This window comes from Sphingosinicella sp. (genome assembly GCF_013911755.1).
In the GTDB taxonomy this organism is placed as follows: domain Bacteria; phylum Pseudomonadota; class Alphaproteobacteria; order Sphingomonadales; family Sphingomonadaceae; genus Sphingosinicella.
In genome coordinates, this window is the sequence record NZ_JACESP010000017.1 from 70,624 (window position 1) to 91,840 (window position 21,217).

Below are 21,217 nucleotides of genomic sequence, written 5' to 3' on the forward strand. Positions count from 1 at the left end.
ATACTTGCGAACGAGTATCCGCGAACAATAGTCGGGGCGATCGGCCGCCGGTCCAAGCCAAATGTTGGGTGATCCCCCATAGTCGAACCCCACGCCGGAACGGCTTTGGGTTATCCCCCATGAGCAACCTTGCAATGAGGCCCGCACCCCGCTTCCCTCGATGGACTGAGTTCATCGTTCGCAAGTCCGGCCGGGCCTTGCGAACACATTATCGAGAGCGGGAGCGCATGACACAGGATCGCTACAGGGTCGCCGTGGACGTAGGCGGCACATTCATGGACTTCGTCTTGATGGACGAGGCTACCGGCGCTGCCCGCGTGGAAAAGATTCCCTCGATTCCGGACAGGCTGCACGAGCAGTTCCTCAAGGGCATCGAAAGCCTCGACGTCGAGATCGACAGCATCCAGCAAATCTTCCACGGCATGACCGTCGGCGTGAATGCGCTGGTTCAGGAAAAGGGCGCGAAAGTCGGCCTGCTGACCACCAAAGGCTTCCGCGACGTTCTGGAGATGGGTCGCGGCGGCCGGAAGCCTGTTTACAACTTCCTGCACCAGTCTGCGCCGCCGCTCGTCGAACGCTTCCTTCGCCTTGAAATTCCAGAGCGCATGACCTTCGACGGCGAGGTGCTGACGCCGATCGATCTTGAAGCGGTCGACACGCAGGTCGACCTGCTGCTGGCGCGCGGCGCGGAGGCCATCGCGATCTGCTTCCTGCACGCCTATGCCCAGCCCGCGCATGAAATTGCCGCGCGTCAGCGCATCCTCGCGCGCCACCCGCATCTGCCGATCTCCGTGTCGCACGAGATCGCATCCGAATGGCGCGAATATGAGCGGACGTCGACGACGGTGCTCAACGCCTTCATTCAGCCCACGGTGCAGACCTATCTCACCAATCTCGAAACGAAGCTGAAGGACGCGAATTACACGCGCTCGCTTGCCATCATGCAATCGAGCGGCGGGGTCGTGGATGCGAAGACGGCCGGACGGAAGCCGATCCGTACGCTGATGTCCGGCCCCGCGGGCGGCGTGATCGGCGCCAAGTTCCTCTGCGACCGCCTCGGCTACGCGAACGTCATCTGCACCGACGTCGGCGGCACCACCTATGATGTCGCGATCATCGAGGAGGGGCGCGTCCTCGAACGCAGCCAGGCCGAGATCGCGCAGCGGCCGATCCTCGGTTCGCTGATCGACGTCATCTCGATCGGCGCGGGCGGCGGCTCCATCGCATGGCTCGACCACCGCGGCGGCCTGCAGGTCGGGCCGCAAAGCGCCGGCGCCTCGCCGGGGCCCGTCTGTTTCGGACGCGGCGGCACCGAGCCGACCGTCACCGACGCGCACCTGACGCTCGGCCGCCTCGATCCCGCCTATTTCCTCGGCGGCCGGATGCAGCTCGATACCGAAGGCGCGCGGGCGGCCATCGAAAAGAAGATCGCCGCGCCGCTGGGGCTCGACCTTCAGTCGGCCGCGCAGGGCATCGTTTCAATCGCCGAAACGAACATGGCGAATGCCATTCGCAGCAAGACGGTCGAGCGCGGCCTCGATCCCCGCGAGTTCGTGCTGCTCGCCTACGGCGGCGGCGGCGGGCTGTTCGCCTGCTCGGTGGCGGAGGAGCTGGAGGTGCCCAAGGTGATCGTGCCGAATGCGCCGGCGAACTTCTCGGCGTGGGGCATCCTCACCACCGATTACATGGAGGACGAGGTCCGCACCAAGGTCATGCCGTTCGACGCCGCGCACATCGCCGGAGCGCTGGCGACGATGAACGAGCTGGAAACGCGGGCGGCGAACGGCATCGGCCAGTATGGCTTCGCCGCCGGCGATATCGAGCGCGTGAAGCGCTTCGACCTTCGGTTCGAGAATCAGGAATACACGATCACGATCGACCTGGAGGACGCATGGCGGGATGCCGCGTCCATTCTGGAAGGCGCGCGCCAGCGCTTCGTCGAATCGCATATCCGGCTCTATGGCCACGGCGAACCGGACGCACCGCTGGAGCTGGTCTCCATCCGCTGCCGCGCGATCGGGCGTGTCCGCGCGCCGGAGATCGCCCCGATGCCCGAAAGGCCGCAGGGCGCGGCGATGCGGCAGCTGGATGTCTATTTCCCGCGCACCGGCAAAGCGGTGCCGACCGATGTGTTCGACCGAGAGACGCTCTCGGCGGGGCAGATCGTCACCGGCCCTGCGATCATCAACGAATGGACCATGACGACGATCGTTCCGCCCGGGTGGCAATCCACCTGCGACACCTTCGGCAATCTCGTTCTCGAACCCACTCTCTAAAGGCGGGAAGACACACCATGCGCAAAGTAGACGTCGTTCTGACGGAGATCATCCGCAACCGCCTCGTCGCCGCCACCGAGGAAATGGCGAAGACCATGATCCGCACGGCCTTCAATCCGCTGCTCTATGAAGTCCAGGACTTCAGCGTCACCATCATGTCGGCGACCGGTGACATGTGGGCGGAAACGCCGGGCGTGATCGTGTTCAGCCAGGCCTTCCCGGAAGCCGTGCGCGCCGGAATAGCGCGGTGGAAGGGCAATTTCGCGGAAGGCGATGTCCTTATCGTCAACGATCCGTTCGAAACCGGAACGCACATTTCCGATACCAACGTCTACATGCCGGTGTTCTTCGAAGGCGAACTCGTCGCCTTCTGCGGAACCGCCGCGCACTGGGCGGACGTCGGCGGCAAAAATCCCGGCGGCTGGTGCCCGGACACGACGGACACGTTTCAGGAAGGCCTCTGCTTCCGGCACCAGAAGATCGTGGAACGCGGCGTCAAGAACCAGGGACTCTGGGATCTGATCGACTGCAATGTTCGCGTGCCGGAAATCGTGAAGGGCGACCTTGAGGCGCAGATCGCCTCGTGCCGGCAGGGCTGCGAGCGTATCCAGTCGCTGTGCGCCAAATACGGCACGAAGACGATCCGCGAGGCGATGGACTATGTGATCGACCAGACCGACCGATCGATGCGCGCGACGATCGCGGCATTGCCGGACGGCGAATACGGCACCTCGATCCGTCTCGACAGCGACGGCGTGCAGGAAGACGGCGAATTCCTCGTCTGCCTGAAGGTCACGATCCAGGGCGACCGCGTGCACTTCTCGCTGAACGGTTCAAGCCCCACGGCGCGTGGGCCGATCAACCTTCCCGCGCCCTGCACCAAAGGCATCCTCGCATCGTCGCTGAAGGGCATCCTGCTGCCGTTCGATCCCTGCAACGCCGGCCACACCAAATGCCTGGATTTCGAGCTGCCGCCGGAATCGATCGTCAACCCGGTGTGGCCCGCGCCGACCGATTCTTACGGCTATGTCATCGAATGCCTGATGGACATGATGTTCCGGTGCTTCCTGAACATCGTGCCGGACAAGTGCCCGGCGGGCGGCTACCAGCTGACCGGCGCGTTCTTCTCGCGCAGCCAATCGCGCCACGGCAAGCCGTTCGTGATGATGGACCCGATGCACGGCGGCAACGGCGCGCTGATCGACCGAGACGGTGCGACCAACCAGCTGACCGGCAACGGCGACCTGCCCAATACGCCGATCGAGATCACCGAGACGCGTCATCCGTTCCGCGTCGAGCTGTTCGAGTTCGCACCCGAAGTCGCCGGCGTCGGCAAGTTCCGGGGTGGCATGGGCGTCCGCAAGGACTACCGGTGCCTCACCGACGGCGTCTACGCGTCCTTCGTCATCGAAAATACTGCGGACACCACGGCCGCGGGCTTCAAGGACGGCACGGACGGCGATCACGGCAGCCTCACCGTGATGCCGGTGGAGGGCGAACGCATTGTCTATAACAAGCGTGTCGGTTCCATCGGCCCGTTCGGCGAGGGCACGCTGTTCCGTGTCATCACCGGTGGCGGCGGAGCGTGGGGCAAGGCCAGCGAACGCGATCCCGAGCTTGTGCTCAGAGATGTGCGCAACGAATTCCTCACCGCCGAGGACGCCCGCACCCGTTACGGTGTCGTCGTCGAGGAACGCGGCGGAGCCTGGTCGCTCGACCTGCAGAAGACGCAGGAGTTGCGGGCCGCTTCATGACCACGGTTCCCGAGGCAGTATTCGACATTGCCGTGATCGGCGCCGGCATGGCCGGCGCCTCAATCGCAAGCGCACTGTCCTCCACCCACAGGGTCTTGCTCCTCGAGCAGGAAGATCAACCGGGCTATCACGCGACGGGGCGATCCGCTGCGGTCTTCACGGCCATCTACGGCAATGAAACCGTTCGCGCCCTGTCGCGCGCCAGCCGGGAATTTCTCGCCGCGCCGCCCGAGGGCTTCGCCGACCACGCGCTGACTTCACCGCTCGGCAACATGTTTGTCGCCCGCGCGGACCAGCTCGGCCGCCTGGAGGCTTTCTTCGCGCGGCCGGATATCGCGCCCCTTACCACGTGGCTGGATGCTTCCGCCACGCGGCGCCTCTGCCCGCTCCTCGCCGAGCCGTATGTTGCGGCTTCGGTTTATGAACCCGGCGCGCTCGCGATCGATGTCGACGCCCTGCACCAGGGTTATCTCCGTGCATTCCGGCGGAACGGCGGCGCTCTGGTGACGCGGTCCGGGCTCGAAGGTCTCGACCACGACGAAGGCCGCTGGATACTGCGCACGGCAACGGGCGCTTTCGCCAGCGCGGTCGTGGTGAACGCAGCCGGCGCATGGGCGGACAATGTCGCCGCCATGGCCGGATCGAGAACAGGCTACGTAAAGCCTTTTCGGCGCACCGCCGTCCTAGTGGATCCGCCCGCGGACATGGAGATCGCGCGCTGGCCGTTCGTGATGGATATCGACGAAGACTTCTACTTCAAGCCGGACGCGGGCGCGCTTCTGCTTTCGCCCGCGGACGAAACGGCCTGCGAGCCATGCGACGCGCAGCCGGACGAATGGGACATCGCCGTCGCGGTCGACAGGGTCTGCACGGCAACGACGCTTCAGGTTCGGCGTATCCGCCACAGCTGGGCCGGTCTCCGCACGTTCTCGCGGGACCGGTTGCCGATCGCCGGGCCGGACCTGGATCTGCCGGGCTTTTACTGGCTGGCCGGCCAGGGCGGTTACGGCATCCAGACGGCCCCTGCGCTCGCCCAACTGCTTGCGGCGCGCATTCGGGACGAGGACTGCCCGGAGGCGCTGCGCGCCGAAGGCATTGCCTACGCGGACATGGGCACTGAACGCTTTCATTTGCAGCCCGCGGCCTAAGCAAGTCGGCAGCAACAGCGGCTCTTTCGTATCGCGGAGAACCGGGCAGCCTTTGCAGAGCGGCAGCAGGCCCTTATATTCTCTCCATGCGTACCGCGAAGTCCATCACCGCTCCCTCCGCTGCTCCCACGCCGCGTCTGCTGCCGTCCTTCGGCGAGCCCGTCACCACCGCCAGCTTCGGCATCGGCGAAGTGGTACGGCACCGCTTTTTCCCGTTTCGCGGCATTATTTTCGATGTCGATCCGGAGTTCGCCAACACCGAGGAGTGGTGGGCAGCGATTCCCGAGGACATCCGCCCGGCGAAGGATCAGCCCTTCTACCATCTGCTCGCCGAGAACGACGACCAGACGTACGTGGCCTATGTCAGCCAGCAGAACCTGCTGCCGGACGAGAGCCGCGCGCCTGTGCTGCACCCTGCGGTTTCCGAGATGTTCGAGCGAATGCCGGACGGCAGCTATCGGCTGAAATCACGGCATTGCCACTGATGGCGAAAGCTGTGCTGAATCGGTTGACATTCGCGCCCACGGCCAGTAGCTAGCTGCGCTTTCCGCAGGCATCGGCGTGTTTCCACGCGCGGGTGCTTGTTGTTCAATTTCTGGGCCTAAGGTAGCCAAAAGCCATGTTCGCAGTCGTGCGCACGGGCGGCAAGCAGTATCGCGTAGCCGCCGAGCAGAAGATCACCGTTGACCGCCTGAAGGGCGAGGTCGGCGAAACCGTCCAGTTGGGCGACATCCTTGCCATTGGCGAGGGCGGCGAACTCAAGGACGTCGCCGGTCAGGTCGTGTCGGCCGAGATCGTGGCGCAGCCCAAGGGCGACAAGGTCATTGTCTTCAAGAAGAAGCGCCGTCACGGCTATCGCCGCCGCAACGGTCACCGCCAGCTTCTGACGGTGCTGAAGATCACCGCGATCGGCAAGGCCGCCGCGAAGGCGCCGAAGGCCGCGAAGGCGGAAGCCGCGCCGGCCGTGGAAGCGGCCGCCGAGCCGGCTGAAAAGCCCGCGAAGAAGGCCCCGGCCAAGAAGGCCGCTGCCAAGACCGACGCCGAGTAAAGAGGAGTTTGAACCATGGCACATAAGAAAGCTGGCGGTTCGTCGCGTAACGGTCGCGATTCGGCAGGCAAGCGTCTTGGCGTGAAGCGCTTCGGCGGGCAGGACGTACTCGCTGGCAACATTCTCGTTCGTCAACGCGGAACCAAGTTCTACCCGGGCCGTAATGTCGGCATCGGCAAGGACCATACGCTGTTCGCGCTCGTCGAGGGCCGCGTAGCGTTCCACGACGGCAAGCTTGGACGCAAATTCGTCAGCGTCGATCCGATGCCGATGGCAGCGGAATAGCGAGGCGGCCCGCTTGATATACGGCCGCCGGGTAGGCGGCCCCTGAATCTGGTGCATAGGCACAGGGAAAGGGAGATGGGTCGCCATCTCCCTTTTTTCGTCTCTCCCCTTCCCGATCGGGCATGGAGCGAGAGATGTTTGCACGAACGAGACGGCTGTTTCTAAGGCCGGCGTGGCCGGAAGACGCAGCGGCGCTGGCCGCCACGATCGCCGACGTGGCGATCGTCCGCAACCTCGCGACCGCGCCGTGGCCCTACAGCATCGAAGACGCGCGCATGAAGATCGCGAAGGACGCCGAAACGCCGCCACACGAGGCGAGCAGCCTCATCTTCCTGCGCACGGACGGCGCGCCCGAACTTGTCGGCAGCGTGGGGTTCGGGCGGTGGAACGACAAGATTGCCGTTCCGGAGATCGGCTATTGGGTGGCGCGGCGCCACTGGGGCAAGGGCATCGCGGTCGAAGCCGCCGAGGCGATCATCGCGGCAGCCTTCCTCGGCGCCCGCAACGACATGCTCGGCGCGGGCCACTTCATCGACAATCCGGCCTCCGGCAAGGTTCTGAGAAAGCTCGGCTTTATGCCCACCGGCGAGATCGTGCCGCACTATTGCCGCGCGCGCGACTGCGAGATCGATTCGGTCGAATACCGCCTGTCACGCGAACGCTGGCTAGATCGCGTCGGCATGTATAGGGAAGCGGCATGAAGTTTCTCGATCAGGCAAAGATCTACCTGCGCTCCGGCGGCGGCGGCCCCGGTGCCGTCTCGTTTCGCCGCGAGAAGTTCATCGAACACGGTGGACCGGACGGCGGCAACGGCGGCAAGGGCGGCGACATCATTTTCGAAGCCGTCGAGGGCCTGAACACGCTGATCGACTTCCGCTACCGCCAGCACTTCAAGGCGCCGCGCGGCGCGGGCGGCGCCGGCCGCAACCAGACGGGCGCTTCGGCCGAGGACCTGGTGATCCCCGTGCCGGTGGGCACGCAGATTCTGGCCGATGACGAGGAGCATACGCTGCTCGCCGACCTCACCACGGTCGGCGAACGCATTACGTTCCTGCACGGCGGCATGGGTGGACGCGGCAACGCCTCCTACAAGACTTCGACGAACCGCGCGCCGCGCCAGTCGCAGCCCGGCATCCCCGGCGAGGAGATGTGGGTGTGGCTGCGGCTGAAGCTGCTCGCCGACGCGGGCCTGCTCGGCCTGCCGAACGCGGGCAAGTCCACCTTCATCAACGCCGTCACCAACGCCAACGCCAAGGTCGGTGCCTATCCGTTCACGACGCTGAAGCCGCAGCTCGGCGTCGTTCTGCATCGCGACCGCGAGTTCGTGCTCGCCGACATCCCCGGCCTGATCGCGGGCGCGGCGGACGGCGTCGGCATTGGCGACCGCTTCCTCGGGCACGTCGAGCGCTGCCGCGTGCTGCTGCACCTTGTCGATGCGAGTGCGCCCTCGCCCACCAAGGCGTACCGCACGATCGTGGACGAACTGGAGGCCTACGGCGCGGGGCTTGAAGACAAGCCGCAGGTGGTTGCGCTCAGCAAAATCGACCTCATCGACGCGCGCGGGCGCGCCGCCAAGCAACGGGCGCTTGAAAAGGCCTGCGGGCACGAGGTCTACTTGGTTTCCGCTGCCACCGGTGAAGGCTTGACGGAGGTTCTCGGCGCGCTTCTGAGTAAGATCGGGGAGCCCGCGCGGGGCACGCGAAAAGAGGCGGACAAACAGGCAGCATGGTCACCGATCTGAGTCCCTTTTCGCCCGGCAACTGCAAAGCTCTGGTCGTCAAGGTGGGTTCAGCCCTGCTTGTCGACGAAGACGGCAAGCTGCGGCGCGAATGGCTGCAAAGCCTCGCCGCCGACATCGCGGACCGCCGGGCGCGCGGCCAGCGGATCGTCGTCGTCTCTTCGGGCGCCATCGCGCTCGGCGCGCGGCGGCTCGGACTGCCGAAGGGCGGGCGCGCCTGCCTTGAGGACGCGCAGGCCGCTGCCGCCACGGGTCAGATCCTGCTCAGCCAGGCGTGGGCCGAACTGCTCGGTGACAAGGGCATCACTGCCGCGCAGATGCTGCTGACGCTTGGCGATCTTGAGGATCGCCGCCGCTTCCTCAACGCCGCCGCGACGCTCGAACGTCTGCTCGGGCTCGGCGTCGTGCCGGTGCTCAACGAGAACGACAGCGTCGCGACCGAGGAAATCCGCTTCGGCGACAACGACCGCCTCGCCGCGCGCGTGGGTCAGGCCGCCGCGGCGGAGGGCGTGCTGCTCCTTTCCAACATCGACGGGCTGTTCACTGCCGATCCGCGCAGCGATCCGGACGCAGAACTGATCGCGCGCGTCGACGACATCGATGCCGTGCTGAAGCGCGTGACGCTGGGGGAAAGCGCCGCGATGGGATCGGGCGGCATGGGCGCCAAGGTCGCCGCCGCGCGCATCGCCTGCAAGAGCGGCATCCCGCTCGGCATAGCGCAGGGCACCGGCCTCAACCCGCTCGCGCGGCTCGAAGAGACCTGCCGCTGCACAGTGTTCGCGGCCGTTTCGGCAAGCCGGGCGCGCAAGGCTTGGCTCGCGGGGCGCCTCACCTCCGCCGGGCGTCTCACCATCGATGCGGGCGCGGTGAAGGCCTTGCAACGTGGTGGCAGCCTGCTCGCGGCGGGCGTGCGGCAGGTGGACGGCAAGTTCGCGCGCGGCGACGCCATCGAAATCGCCGACGAAAACGGCCACGTGCTTGCGCGGGGCCTTGCGGGTTACGATATCGCCGATGCGCGCGCCATCGCGGGCAAGCGCACCGAGGCGCAGGCGGACATCCTCGGCTATGCGCCGCGTTCCGCCATGGTACACAGGGATCATCTGGTATTGTTATGAGTGAGATCGAAGCCCGTATCGCCGAGATGGCCACCGCTGCCCGCGCCGCATCCCGCACGCTCGCAGCGACGCCGACCGCGCGCAAGGCTGCCGCACTGAAGGCCGCCGCAGAGGCGATCCGCGCTGCCGCTCCCACGATCCTGGCCGCCAATGCCGAAGACATGAAGGCTGCAGAGGCGCGCGGCACCTCGGGCGCGATGCTCGACCGGCTGCGGCTCGACGATGCCCGCCTCGAAGGCATCGCGGCGGGTGTGGAAGCCGTGGCGGGCCTTCCCGATCCCGTCGGCGCGCCGATCAAGGGTTGGACGCAGCCCAATGGCCTCAAGTTCGAACAGGTGCGCGTACCGCTCGGCGTCATCGGCATCATCTACGAAAGCCGCCCGAACGTCACCGTGGACGCGGGCGCGCTGTGCCTGATGTCGGGCAATGCCTGCATCCTGCGCGGCGGATCGGAAGCGCTCGCCACATCGAAGGCACTGCACGCCGCGTTTATCGCGGGCATCTCCAGCGAAGGGCTTCCCGCCGATGCGGTGCAACTGGTGGACACGCCCGACCGCGCCGCCGTCGGCGCGATGCTGGGCGCGGCGGGCCTTATCGACATCATCATCCCGCGCGGCGGCAAGGGGCTTGTCGCGCGCGTGCAATCCGAAGCGCGCGTGCCCGTGCTCGCGCACCTCGACGGCATCTGCCACGTCTACATCGACCGCGACGCGGACGCGGACAAGGCCGAAGCCATCGCGCTCAACGCCAAGCTGCGCCGCACCGGCATCTGCGGCGCGGCCGAAACACTGCTGATCGACGAGGGCGCGCAGGCGACCGGCGCGCGGGTCGTGAAAGCGCTGCTCGACGCCGGCTGCGAGGTGCGCGGCGACAACGCCGTGCAGGCCATCGACCCGCGCGTCGTCCCCGCGGACGAGGCCGACTGGGGCACCGAATATCTCGACGCGATCATCTCCGCCAGGATGGTGGACGGGGTGAGCGGCGCGGCGGAGCACATCGCCCGCCACGGCAGCGCGCACACCGAGAGTATCGTCACCGAAAACGCCGAGACCGCGAACCGCTTCCTCGCGGGCGTGGACAGCGCCATCGTCATCCACAACGCCTCGACACAGTTCGCGGACGGCGGCGAGTTCGGCTTCGGCGCGGAGATCGGCATCGCCACGGGCCGCCTGCACGCGCGCGGCCCGGTCGCGCTCGAAGGGCTCACCACCTACAAGACCGTGGTACGCGGCAACGGGCAGGTTCGCCCCTGATGGCAGCATGATCCCGCTTTCGATCCTCGACCTCTCGCCCGTCACCGAAGGCGGCAGCGTCCGGCAGTCCTTCGCCAATTCCGTGGCGCTCGCGCAAACGGGCGAACGGCTCGGATACCGCCGCCTCTGGCTCGCCGAGCATCACGGCATGGCCGGCATCGCCAGCGCCGCGACCTCGGTGCTGATCGGCCATATCGCGGGCGCGACCTCCACGATTCGCGTCGGCGCGGGCGGCATCATGCTGCCGAACCATGCGCCGCTGCTGATCGCCGAGCAGTTCGGGACACTCGACGCGCTCTACCCCGGCCGCATCGACCTCGGCCTCGGCCGCGCGCCCGGCTCCGATCAGATGGTCTCGCAGGCGATCCGCCGCGATCTCCACGCCGCCTCGGAGCGCTTCCCGCAGGACGTGCAGGAGGTGATGGCCTATTTCCGGGACGAAGGCCCGGTGCTTGCCGTGCCGGGGGGCGGCGCGAACGTGGATGTGTGGATTCTCGGCTCCAGCCTGTTCGGCGCGAGCCTCGCCGCGCACCTCGGCCTGCCCTACGCCTTCGCCTCGCACTTCGCGCCGCAGGCACTCAGCCAGGCGATCGAGGTGTACCGCAACCACTTCAAGCCATCCGCCCGCCTCGACAAGCCGTACCTGATGCTCGGCTACAACGTCATCGCTGCCGATACGGACGAGGAGGCCGCCGTGCTCGCGACGTCTCAGCAGCAAGCCTTCGTGCGCATGGTCACGGGCCAGCGCGGGCAGCTGCCGCCGCCGATCCCCGGCTACCGCGAATCGCTCCCGCCTGAGCTTCAGGCGCATCTCGCACGTACCCTCTCCTGCTCGGCCGTGGGCAGCGCGGAGACCGTGGCGCGGCAGATGCAGGCGTTCGCAGCCGAAACCGGCGCCGACGAACTGATGGTGACGGGCATGATCTTCGACCAGGCAGCCCGGCTCCGCTCCTACGAAATCGCCGCGCAGGCGGCGGGGCTGTAGTGGCGCGCATCGGCCTTATCGGCGGGTCGTTCAACCCGGCGCATCAGGGCCACCGGCATATCAGTATCGAGGCGCTGCGGCGGCTCGCGCTAGACGAGGTCTGGTGGCTGGTCAGTCCGCAGAACCCCTTGAAAGACAAGTCGGGCATGGCGCCGCTCGCCGTGCGCATGGAATCCGCCCGCAGCGTCGCGCGCCATCCGCGCATCCGGCCCACAGACATCGAAGCGGCGCTGGGCACCACCTACACGGTCGACACGATCGCCGCACTGCGGCGCACGTTCCCGCAGCACCGCTTCATATGGATCATGGGCGCGGACAATCTGTTGCAGTTCAGCCGCTGGAAACGCTGGCGCGACATCGCCCGCGAAGTGCCGATTGCCGTAATGGCGCGGGGAGACTACATTGGGCGGGCACGCCGGGCTCCGGCCATGGCGTGGCTTCGGCGGCATATCCGCGGCGAAGCGCGTGCCAAACTCTGGGCTGAATGGGAGTTGCCGGCGATAGTGATCCTTTCGATCCCGCTCGATCCCACCTCCGCCACAGCGATCCGCACGCGCGATCCGGGATGGGCGAGCCGAATTGGTGCAACGAACCCGAAGGGATAAGGATTGTCTCCCAATAGCGCCGCGGCAACGCCCGGCGACCATGACGGCGGAAGCTCCGAAGAGCTGCACGCCCTCATCCTGAAGTCGCTCGACGACGATCAGGCCGTCGATGTCATCGACATTCCGCTCAGCGGAAAAACGCAAATCGCCGATCACATGATCATCGCCAGCGGCCGCTCCACGCGGCAGGTGGCATCCATGGCGCAGAAGCTCGCCGAAAAGATCAAGGCGGACCTTGGTCGTGTCGTGCGGATCGAGGGGCTGCCGACCGCCGATTGGGTGCTGATCGATGCAGACGACGTGATCGTTCACCTGTTCCGCCCGGAAGTCCGCAGCTTCTACAACCTCGAGAAGATGTGGGCCTTCGACAAGACGCCGGCGGCGGCCGCAACCGCCTGAGGTGCTCCTGCATGTCATCGCGCGCGGACGCATCGGGCGCGGCCCGGAAGCCGATCTCGTCGAACGCTACCGCGCGCGGATGAACTGGCCGTTCCGCATCACCGAGCTTCCCGACAAAGGCGGCCGCGTGCCGCAGCCGACCGGCGATTGCCGCACCGTGGCGCTCGACGAGCGTGGTGAAAGCCTTGCCTCCACTGCGCTTGCCGAACGCCTCGGCCGCTGGCGCGATGATGGCGTGCGTGAAACCCGCTTCCTGATCGGTGCCGCCGACGGCCACGACACCGACACGCGAGAAGGCGCCGACCTTCTCATCAGCTTCGGCAAGGCGACATGGCCCCACCTGATGGTGCGCGCGATGCTTGCCGAGCAGCTTTACCGGGCGACGTCGATCCTCGCCGGTCATCCCTACCACCGCGAGGGCTGATGCGCGCCGCGGCCCTCGCCTTCCTGCTCCTCGCCGCGGCAGCGCCCGCGGACAAGGCTGAGCAGGATGCGCTGAAGGCCGACTCCCGCGCCGCTGCACTGCGCCGCGATGCCGACGCCGCCGACGACAGGGCGCGCGCGGCGCGGCAGACCGCGATCGCGCTTGCGCGGCGCATCCAGAACGGCGAAGCGCGCGTGAGTGCCATCGAGGCTGGAACCGCCCGGCTCGAACGGCTCCGACGCCAGCAGCGCGCCCGTCTCGCCGCGCAGCATGGCGAGATCAGCCGGCTGCTCGCTGTGCTCCAGACCCTGAGCCGCAGGCCTGCGGGGCTCGTGCTCCTCGAACCCTCCTCCGCCGTCACGACCGCCCGTGTCAGCGCGCTTCTGGAAGCCGTTCAACCAGCGCTTCGAACCCGCACCGCCGAATACAGGCGCGCGCTTGTCGACTCCCGCGCCGTGCAGGCCCGGCTCGTCTCGTCGAAGCGGCAACTGCTCGCCGCCAACACCGAACTTGCGCAGGCGATTCGCCAACTCGATGGCATGCAGGCCGACCTCCGCGCCGAACGCGACTCGCTCGATCGCGAAGCCGATGAGGAGCGGGCGCGGGCGCGCACGCTGGCCGCAAAGGCCATGGATCTGCGCGGTCTTGCGGGCGCGTTCGATGACAGCGCGGGCACGAACGCACGGCGGCTGGCACCGCCCCGGCCCACCCGCGCCGCCGCCGCACCGCTCCCCTTCCCCTATCTGCAGCCCGCGGCGGGCAGCATCGTGGAGGGTTTCGCGGACATGAGCCACGTCGGCGTTCGCGCGCGCGGCATCACGCTCGCAACGCGCAAGGGCGCGCAGGTCGTCGCCCCCGCGAAGGGCCGGATCGCCTACGCCGGCCCCTTCCGCACCTACGGCGATATCGTCATCGTCCAGCATCCCGGACATTTGCTCAGCATGATGTCAGGCCTCGAACGCGTCGATGTGCTTGTCGGCGAGACGGTATCAGCCGGGACGCCGATCGGCCGCATGGGATCGCTGGAGCCCGAGCTTTACCTCGAACTCCGGCAGGGCGGCCGGCCGATCGATCCCGCGCCGCATGTCCGCAAAACCGGTCGCGATGGCTGAAATCCGTTACTCGCCAATTCATCGACGCGCGGCTATGATGGTGCCGACGCGCTGGGAGAGGGCCGCATCGCCGGCCACGACAAGGAAGAAGTGATGTCTCGTAAGCTTTTGCACACGCTGATCCCCGCCGTGGCGATCGCGCTCATTCCATCGACGACGGCCGTGCAGGCGGCGAATCCGGCGAGCACATATCGTCAGCTCGACCAGCTGATGGACGTGTTCGAGCGGGTGCGCGCCGAATACGTCGACGAAGTGACCGACGAGAAGCTGATCGAGGGTGCGATCAACGGAATGCTCTCCAGCCTCGATCCGCATTCCAGCTTCCTCAACATGCGCAATTTCGAGCGGATGCGGACGCAGACCGAGGGGGAGTACGGCGGGCTTGGGCTTACCGTCAGCCAGGAAGACGGCGTGGTGAAGGTGATCGCGCCGACGGACGATACGCCCGCCGCGCGCGCGGGCATCAAGGCAGGCGACTACATCACGCATATCGACGGGGAACTGATCTACGGCCTGTCGCTCGACGACGCGGTCGACAAGATGAAGGGCGTGCCCGGCACCACCGTGAAGATCAGCGTTGTGCGCACCGGCCAGCAAAAGCCGATGGATCTGACGCTGAAGCGCGAGATCATCTCGCTGAAGCCGGTGAAGTCCGAAGTGAAGAACAACATCGGCATTCTGCGCATCTCCGCGTTCAACAAGCAGACCGGCGAAGCGACGCGGCAGGCGATCGCGGCAATGGAAAAGCAGGCGGGCGGCAAGCTGCTCGGCTTCGTGATCGACCTGCGCTCCAACCCCGGCGGGCTCCTCGACCAGGCGATCGAGGTTTCGGACGCGTTCCTGGAGCGCGGCGAGATCGTTTCGCAGCGCGGGCGCCGCAAGGGCGACGTGCAGCGCTACTACGCGCGCGAGGGCGACGATACGAATGGCAAGCCCATCGTCGTGCTCGTCGATGAAGGCTCGGCGTCCGCCGCCGAGATCGTCGCGGGTGCGCTTCAGGATCACCGCCGCGCGCTCGTCCTCGGCCAGCGCAGCTTCGGCAAGGGCTCCGTGCAGACGCTGATCCCGATGACGCAGGACACGGCGCTCAGGCTCACCACCGCGCGCTATTACACGCCGTCCGGCCGTTCCGTGCAGGAAGCGGGCATCGAGCCCGACATCACCGTGCCGCAGCTTTCGGACGCCGATTACAAGGAACGCCGCGTGATCCGCGAGGCAGACCTTCGCCAGCACCTGCGCAACGACGCGGTGAAGGACAACAAGATCATCGAGGAAGACGACAAGGAAAATCCGCGCTTCACGCGGACTGCCGCCGATCTCGAAAAGGCGGGCGTGAAGGACTACCAGCTCGACTACGCGATGAAAATCATCGGCCGACTGGGGCCGGTGCAGACCGCAGAGGTGTCCCGCTGAGCGAAGACATCGCCCCCCGTCGGGGCCGGGGACTGCTGCTCGCGCTTGGCGGCGCCGTGCTGTTCATCGGCCTTGCGACCGTGTTCGTCGAGCTGCTGCGGCCGCTCGCGCCGAGCCATGCCGCAGCGCAAACCGGCGATCAGCCGCGCCGCGCGCTGCCGCCGGAAGCCAAGGTGAAGGCGAAGGACGCTGCGACGGCAGGCACGCTGCGCCCGCCGATCGCGCAGGTTCCCGTCACCGATGTCGACACGCCGGAGATCGACGAGGCGCGGCTTGCGGCGGGTGAAACACCGCCTGTGCGGCCCGCCACGCCGGCAGCGCCGATCCCGGCGGGGCCGATCGTCGCCATCGTGCTCACGGAGCTTGGCCCGAATGCCCCCGCCGCGAGGGCCGCGATCGACCGGCTGCCCGCCGCCGTGAGCCTCGCCTTCTCGCCTTACGCCGACGCCTCGCGCGACCTCGCCAAGGCCGCGAAGGCGGGCGGACATGAGGTGTGGCTCTCCGTGCCGATGCAGCCGAAGTCTTACCCGCGTGTCAATCCGGGGCAGAATGTGCTGCTGACGGGCGAAGCGCCTGCCGAGAACGTGCGGCGGCTGAACTGGGCGCTTTCGCGCGTGGACGGCCCGGTGGGCGTTACCAACATGATGGGCAGCGCCTTTACCGAAAACGCCGCCGCGATGCGTCCCGTCCTCGACGCGGTGAAGGCGAAGCAGCTTTTCTACGTGGACGCGCGCTCCTCCGGGCGCTCCGTGGGTGAAAAGGAAGCACGCGCCATCGGCCTCGCCTCGGCCACCAACGACCGTTTTCTCGACGAGCCGGAAACCGCCGCGAACATCCGCAGCAATCTCGATGCCCTCGTCGCCACGGCGAAACGCCGCGGCTACGCGATAGGCTATGCCCGTCCCGTCTCGACGACGATCAGCGAGATCGAGCGCTGGTCGGCGGCGCTGGAAGCGGAGGGCGTGACGCTTGTGGGCGCCAGCCTCGTCGCACGAAAGGCCAGCAATGGCTGACCGGCTGCGCGGCGCGCATCTGCTTCTTCTGCTCGGGCCGGCCGCGCTGCTCGGCGGCGCGTTCGCATTCCAGCATATCGGCGGGCTTCATCCGTGCGAGATGTGCATCTGGCAGCGCTGGCCGCACGCCGCCGCGCTCGTCCTCGCCAGCCTGGCGCTGTTCGTGCCGGGCGCAGGCAAGCGTGCATTGCTCCTGCTCGCAGCGCTCGCGGAACTGGTTACGGCGGGCATCGGCGTGTTCCATGCGGGCGTCGAGCAGCGCTGGTGGCAGGGCCCGAGCGCGTGCAGCGCCACCGACCTTGGTTCGGGGGACTTCTTCTCGAACGTGATGGCGACGCCGGTCGTGCAGTGCGACCAGATCGCGTGGTCGCTGGCGGGTATTTCGATGGCCGGGTACAATGCCATTTTCTCCGGGCTGATCGCGGGAGTCGCGCTGTGGCTGATCCTGAAACGCTGAAACACCTGCTTCCGGGAGACCGTGGCGCGGACACGGCTTCGATGCTGCGCGTCGATCAGGCGGGCGAATATGGCGCGGCGCGCATCTATGCGGGGCAGCTCGCGGTGATGGGAAACCGCCACCCCGACAGCACCGAGATCGCGCGGATGCGCGCGCAGGAACAGCACCACCTCGACGTGTTCAACCGCATGGTGGTGGAACGCGGTGTGCGGCCGACGGCGCTGGCGCCCTTCTGGCACGTGGCCGGATATGCGCTCGGCGCGGCGACCGCGCTGATGGGGCCGCGCGCGGCGATGGCCTGCACCGCCGCCGTCGAGACCGAGATCGACCGCCACTATGCCGAGCAGGCCGAAGCGCTCGGCGACAGCGATCCCGAGCTCAAGGCGCGCATCGAGGAGTTCGCCGAGGAAGAGCGCGAGCACCGCGACACGGCGATTGCGCACGGCGCCGAGCAGGCCCCCGCCTATCCGCTGCTCTCCGCCGCAATCCGCGCAGGGTGCCGGGCGGCGATCGCGATTTCCAAACGGGTTTAGTTCGCCGGTTCCAGCCTGTCGTTGACGAGGCGGCCGCCGCGCGTGAGCTGCGCGACGACGACCATCGGCTCGCGGCGCAGCATGTCCTCAAGCTTGGGCGCGCTCGTCTCGGACACGAAGATGCGGCTTGAGAAGTCCGGCACCTGACCGGGTGCGACGTTCAACCGCCTGATGTTGCTGCCGTTCACATCGATATAGGCGGCACAGACCGTGCCGGGCGCCACCATCGTCGCCACGATCTCTCCCGCCTGTTCGGACAGGCAAAGACCACAGGCCGTGCCCGTGCAGACGGCGGGATCGCCAGCCACGCGCCAGTCATAGCGGAACTGGATGAAGCGGCCGCGGATGGGATCGCGCGGATCGAAGCCGGCGATCGGAATGCGCCATTCGGACGCGCCGGAGAGGCCCGCTTCGCGCGCGGCGATGCTGAGCAGGAGGCCGACGAGCGGGAGCAGCAGGGCAAGGGCAAGCCAACGCTTCATGCGCGCTTCCTCCCAACAAGCGCGAACACGCGCCGCCAGCCGAAGGCGAGCGCGATGAGGAGAACGCCGCCGATGATGAGCCCGGCGCCGGTCGTCGCCAGTGAGCCGAACAGCTCGAAATAGATGATGAAAATGCGGATGCCGACCGCTGCGATGGCGACGCCGAACAGCGCGCGCCAGCCAGAGACGATCGCGGCGCGGGCGATGACGCCCCACATCGCCATGTAGATGAACGCGCCGGCGAGGCGCGCGGGCCAGCCGTCCGCATGCGGAACGACCGTTGCCAGCAGCAGCGCCGCCATCGGCGCGGCAACGGCCGGCAGCAGCATCACCTGCGGGATCATTCGCCAGCGGCGACCCGCCCAGACCGCCGCGGCTGCGATGACCACCGGAACGACAAGGCGCACGGCCATCTCACCGGCTTCGGTAGAGGTTACCGTACCAGCCCACACGAAATGCGCGAAGCTCACCCCGCCGAGCCAGATGAGCACGCCCACCTCGCGCAGCCCGTCCGCGAAGCTGAGGCGGCTGCGCCACGGCAGCAGCGAAAGGCCGATGAGGATCACGGGCCCGGCGATCGCCAGGCCGTGAACGAAATACCAGAGCCCAGCGGCGTGCTCGTTTTCCAGCGCCAGCGACGCCAGCGTCCAGAGCAGCATTCCCGCCCAGCCATAGGCGACGAGCCGCGTGCTGCCGGCGACCAGCATCGCGGGCGTCATCAGAATGAGCCAAGGAACGAGCGCCTGCCACATCGGGCCGGTGAGCTGATAGACCTGCGAGTGCAGCGCGATGCCCGCGAGGACGAGCGCCGCGAGCAGGAACAGAGCGCCTTCCTTCAGCCAGCGATTGCCGCGCACGGCACCGATCCAGACGGCGGCAGCCGCAGCGGCGGTCAGCGCCAGATGGACGCCGAGTTTCAGCCAGTCGGCAATGACGTCCCAGTTCGCGGCGACGATGAGCGCGAGGCCGAGCGCGAGGGCGAACAGGCCGAGACCGACGATGGCCCAGAGCACATAGGGGCGATCATTCGCCTCCTCGTGGGTGCGGATACGCGCGGCGGCATCGGCATCGATGAGACCGGCGGCGACCCACGCCTCGAGCTTGCTCTCCAGCGACATGGCGCGGACTGTGGCGGAGTCGGGGCGCCCTGTCTAGGCGGCGAGAAATGCCGTCTCCTCGACAATCGGCGCCGCGAACGACGGCCGCGACAGGATCGTCGGCAGCCATGCGCCGAGGCGCGGATGCTTCGCGCAATCGACATCGACCGCGCAGTGCGAGAGGTTCACGAACGGGCTCGCCACAGCGATATCGGCAAGGCTGAGCGCACCGCCGACGAGGAAGTCGCCGGGTTCCGGCACGACACCTTCGAGATAGTCGAACAGGCGGGGCAGTTCGGCGATCCCCTGCTGCACCATGTCCTCGTTTCCGGACTGCTTCAGGAAGCGCGGCGCGACGACGCGGTTGAAGAACACCTTGCCAGCGGAGGCGGTGACGATGGTGTCGCCGAACTCGTCGTACCAAACCGCGCGGCCGAGATCTTCGGGCGTCTGCGGGATGAGACGCGGTTCGGGATACTTGGCATCGAGATAGTGAACGATGGCGGAGGAATCGGAGATGGCGAAATCGCCGTCGCGAAACCCCGGCATCTTCCCGAACGGGGAGACCGAGAGGAAATCGGGGCTGTGCGCCTGCAGGCCCGCGGGAATCAATTCGTAGTCCAGCCCCTTTTCGGCGAGCACCACGACAACCTTGCGAACGAACGGCGACAGCGTCGATCCGTAAACCTTGATCATCGCACTCTCCTCGGCCTGGCTATTCGGTGAGTTCATCCCATTTGGCGCGAATCTTCGCAAAGAAGCCGTGGCTTTCCGGACAGCTTCCGGCCTCCGGCTCCAGCGCCTGGAACTCTTCGAGGAGCTCGCGCTGGCGCTTGGAAAGCCGCGTCGGCGTTTCCACCTCGACCTCAATGATAAGGTCGCCGCGCCCGCCGCCGTTCAGCGGCGGCATACCGTGCCCGCGCCGCGAAAACTGCTTGCCGCTCTGCGTGCCGCCGGGGATCTTCAGCTCCACCGCTTCCCGATCGATCGAGGGCACCTCGATCGTGCCGCCGAGCGCCGCGAGCGTCATCGGCACGGGCACCTTCACATAAAGATTGGTGCCGTCGCGCTCGAAGATGTCGTGCGGTTCGAGGTGCACGAAGATGTAGAGATCGCCCGGAGGGCCGCCGCGCGCGCCGGCCTCGCCCTCGCCCGAGAGGCGGATGCGCGTGCCGTCGTCGACGCCTGCGGGGATGCGCACGTCGAGCGACTTGTGCTTGTCGACGCGGCCAGCGCCGTGACATTCCTTGCAAGGATCGGAGATGACGCGGCCCGCGCCGTGGCAGTTCGGGCAGGTGCGTTCCATGAGGAACATGCCCTGCTGCACGCGCACCTTGCCATGACCGCCGCAGGTGCCGCAGGTGTTGGCGGTGGCGCCCGGCGCGGCGCCGGAGCCATTGCAGGGCTCGCATGCCGTCGCGACGTCGATCTCGATGGTGCGGGTGTTGCCCGCGAAGGCTTCCTCGAGGCTGAGCTTCAGGTCGAAGCGAAGGTCCGCGCCGCGCATCGCGCTGCTGCGCTGGCGCTGGCGCCCGCCGCCCATGAATTCGCCGAAAATGCCTTCGAAAATGTCGGCGAAATCGCCGAAGCCGGCGCCGCCCGCGCCGTTGCCGGGGCCGCCGTTCTGGAACGCCGCCTTGCCGTAGCGATCATATGCGGCGCGCTTCTGATCGTCCTTCAGGCAATCATAGGCTTCGTTGATCGCCTTGAACTTCGCTTCGGCGTCTGTGCAGCCGCCGTTCTTGTCCGGGTGGTACTGCATCGCGAGCCGCCGGTAGGCCGACTTGATCGTCGCACCGTCGGCGTTTCTATCGACACCAAGGAGTTCGTAGTAATCGGCTTCAACCATACGCCCGGACCGCCCCCGCTGGCACGGCGGCCACCCGTCTCCGGATGACCGCCGTTCCTGACTTTACGCCTTCTTGTCTTCGTCGACTTCCGAGAACTCGGCATCGACGACGTCCTCGTCCGTGGAGGACGTGGAGGCCTGTGCATCACCTTCCGGTGACGCAGCGGCGGCTTCCGCCTTGTAGATCGCTTCGCCGAGCTTCATCGCTTCCTGCGCGAGCGCCTGCGTCTT

22 protein-coding genes and 1 pseudogene are annotated in these 21,217 nt (G+C 67.2%); 19 read left to right on the forward strand and 4 right to left on the reverse strand.

Translation table 11 applies throughout. The features are described 5' to 3' along the window. Positions 1-227 precede the first annotated feature (227 nt). The 19 genes and pseudogenes from H2052_RS12530 to H2052_RS12620 all read left to right on the forward strand — a co-directional run bounded on the left by H2052_RS12530 (position 228) and on the right by H2052_RS12620 (position 17,558). Positions 228-2,276, forward strand: a complete 2,049-nt coding sequence (locus tag H2052_RS12530) for a hydantoinase/oxoprolinase family protein (RefSeq protein ID WP_293782136.1) — start codon at positions 228-230, stop codon at positions 2,274-2,276. A gap of 17 nt (positions 2,277-2,293) precedes the next feature. Then, entirely contained in the window at positions 2,294-4,030 is a 1,737-nt protein-coding gene (locus H2052_RS12535; RefSeq protein ID WP_293782138.1) for a hydantoinase B/oxoprolinase family protein, read from the forward strand. Then, entirely contained in the window at positions 4,027-5,178 is a 1,152-nt protein-coding gene (locus H2052_RS12540; protein ID WP_293782140.1) for an FAD-dependent oxidoreductase, read from the forward strand. Before H2052_RS12535 ends, H2052_RS12540 begins: the two co-directional genes overlap by 4 nt. Positions 5,179-5,264: 86 nt before the next feature. Then, positions 5,265-5,663 carry a heat shock protein HspQ gene (hspQ, locus tag H2052_RS12545; RefSeq protein ID WP_293782142.1) on the forward strand — a complete coding sequence of 133 codons (399 nt, stop codon included), beginning with the start codon at positions 5,265-5,267 and terminating at the stop codon, positions 5,661-5,663. Positions 5,664-5,797: 134 nt separating this feature from the next. Next, positions 5,798-6,151, forward strand: a pseudogene (gene rplU, locus H2052_RS12550) (50S ribosomal protein L21); the annotation flags it as partial. A 90-nt stretch (positions 6,152-6,241) separates the two neighbouring features. Then, the gene (rpmA, locus tag H2052_RS12555; protein ID WP_121047484.1) at positions 6,242-6,511 is read left to right on the forward strand and encodes a 50S ribosomal protein L27; all 270 of its coding nucleotides are present in this window, start codon (positions 6,242-6,244) and stop codon (positions 6,509-6,511) included. Between the two features lie 134 nt (positions 6,512-6,645). After that, on the forward strand, positions 6,646-7,212 hold the full coding sequence (locus H2052_RS12560; protein ID WP_293782145.1) for a GNAT family N-acetyltransferase: 567 nt from the start codon (positions 6,646-6,648) through the stop codon (positions 7,210-7,212). Beyond that, complete coding sequence (obgE, locus tag H2052_RS12565) at positions 7,209-8,252, forward strand: GTPase ObgE (RefSeq protein WP_293782146.1); 1,044 nt, start codon at positions 7,209-7,211, stop codon at positions 8,250-8,252. Before H2052_RS12560 ends, obgE begins: the two co-directional genes overlap by 4 nt. Next, positions 8,237-9,364 (forward strand): glutamate 5-kinase, encoded by a 1,128-nt coding sequence (gene proB / locus H2052_RS12570; RefSeq protein WP_293782147.1) that lies wholly within the window; start codon positions 8,237-8,239, stop codon positions 9,362-9,364. The genes obgE and proB overlap by 16 nt, the downstream gene beginning before the upstream one ends. Continuing rightward, positions 9,361-10,617 (forward strand): glutamate-5-semialdehyde dehydrogenase, encoded by a 1,257-nt coding sequence (locus tag H2052_RS12575; RefSeq protein ID WP_293782148.1) that lies wholly within the window; start codon positions 9,361-9,363, stop codon positions 10,615-10,617. The genes proB and H2052_RS12575 overlap by 4 nt, the downstream gene beginning before the upstream one ends. Positions 10,618-10,624: 7 nt before the next feature. Beyond that, positions 10,625-11,602, forward strand: a complete 978-nt coding sequence (locus H2052_RS12580) for an LLM class flavin-dependent oxidoreductase (RefSeq protein WP_293782149.1) — start codon at positions 10,625-10,627, stop codon at positions 11,600-11,602. After that, a complete protein-coding gene (locus tag H2052_RS12585; protein WP_293782150.1) occupies positions 11,602-12,207 on the forward strand; it encodes a nicotinate-nucleotide adenylyltransferase in 606 nt (201 codons plus the stop codon). The genes H2052_RS12580 and H2052_RS12585 overlap by 1 nt, the downstream gene beginning before the upstream one ends. A 3-nt stretch (positions 12,208-12,210) precedes the next feature. Next, complete coding sequence (gene rsfS, locus H2052_RS12590) at positions 12,211-12,606, forward strand: ribosome silencing factor (protein ID WP_293782151.1); 396 nt, start codon at positions 12,211-12,213, stop codon at positions 12,604-12,606. A gap of 1 nt (position 12,607) precedes the next feature. After that, a complete protein-coding gene (locus tag H2052_RS12595; RefSeq protein WP_293782152.1) occupies positions 12,608-13,030 on the forward strand; it encodes a 23S rRNA (pseudouridine(1915)-N(3))-methyltransferase RlmH in 423 nt (140 codons plus the stop codon). Continuing rightward, a complete protein-coding gene (locus H2052_RS12600) occupies positions 13,030-14,142 on the forward strand; it encodes a peptidoglycan DD-metalloendopeptidase family protein (protein ID WP_293782153.1) in 1,113 nt (370 codons plus the stop codon). The genes H2052_RS12595 and H2052_RS12600 overlap by 1 nt, the downstream gene beginning before the upstream one ends. Positions 14,143-14,235: 93 nt before the next feature. Next, a complete protein-coding gene (locus H2052_RS12605) occupies positions 14,236-15,555 on the forward strand; it encodes a S41 family peptidase (protein WP_293782155.1) in 1,320 nt (439 codons plus the stop codon). Between the two features lie 56 nt (positions 15,556-15,611). Then, positions 15,612-16,568 carry a divergent polysaccharide deacetylase family protein gene (locus H2052_RS12610; RefSeq protein ID WP_293782157.1) on the forward strand — a complete coding sequence of 319 codons (957 nt, stop codon included), beginning with the start codon at positions 15,612-15,614 and terminating at the stop codon, positions 16,566-16,568. Further along, positions 16,561-17,025, forward strand: coding sequence for a disulfide bond formation protein B (locus H2052_RS12615; protein ID WP_293782159.1), 465 nt, complete (start codon positions 16,561-16,563; stop codon positions 17,023-17,025). The genes H2052_RS12610 and H2052_RS12615 overlap by 8 nt, the downstream gene beginning before the upstream one ends. A 41-nt stretch (positions 17,026-17,066) precedes the next feature. Next, positions 17,067-17,558, forward strand: coding sequence for a demethoxyubiquinone hydroxylase family protein (locus tag H2052_RS12620; RefSeq protein ID WP_293782203.1), 492 nt, complete (start codon positions 17,067-17,069; stop codon positions 17,556-17,558). Here the strand turns inward: H2052_RS12620 and H2052_RS12625 are convergent. The 4 genes from H2052_RS12625 to dnaJ are packed head-to-tail and all read right to left on the reverse strand — an operon-like array spanning position 17,555 to position 20,986. After that, positions 17,555-18,040 carry a GDYXXLXY domain-containing protein gene (locus tag H2052_RS12625; RefSeq protein ID WP_293782161.1) on the reverse strand — a complete coding sequence of 162 codons (486 nt, stop codon included), beginning with the start codon at positions 18,038-18,040 and terminating at the stop codon, positions 17,555-17,557. The two genes, H2052_RS12620 and H2052_RS12625, sit on opposite strands and share 4 nt — an antisense overlap. Further along, on the reverse strand, positions 18,037-19,158 hold the full coding sequence (locus tag H2052_RS12630; RefSeq protein ID WP_293782163.1) for a DUF2157 domain-containing protein: 1,122 nt from the start codon (positions 19,156-19,158) through the stop codon (positions 18,037-18,039). Before H2052_RS12630 ends, H2052_RS12625 begins: the two co-directional genes overlap by 4 nt. Positions 19,159-19,191: 33 nt before the next feature. Next, the gene (locus tag H2052_RS12635) at positions 19,192-19,833 is read right to left on the reverse strand and encodes a glutathione S-transferase family protein (RefSeq protein WP_293782165.1); all 642 of its coding nucleotides are present in this window, start codon (positions 19,831-19,833) and stop codon (positions 19,192-19,194) included. A gap of 19 nt (positions 19,834-19,852) precedes the next feature. Continuing rightward, entirely contained in the window at positions 19,853-20,986 is a 1,134-nt protein-coding gene (gene dnaJ, locus H2052_RS12640) for a molecular chaperone DnaJ (protein ID WP_293782167.1), read from the reverse strand. Positions 20,987-21,217 lie beyond the last annotated feature (231 nt).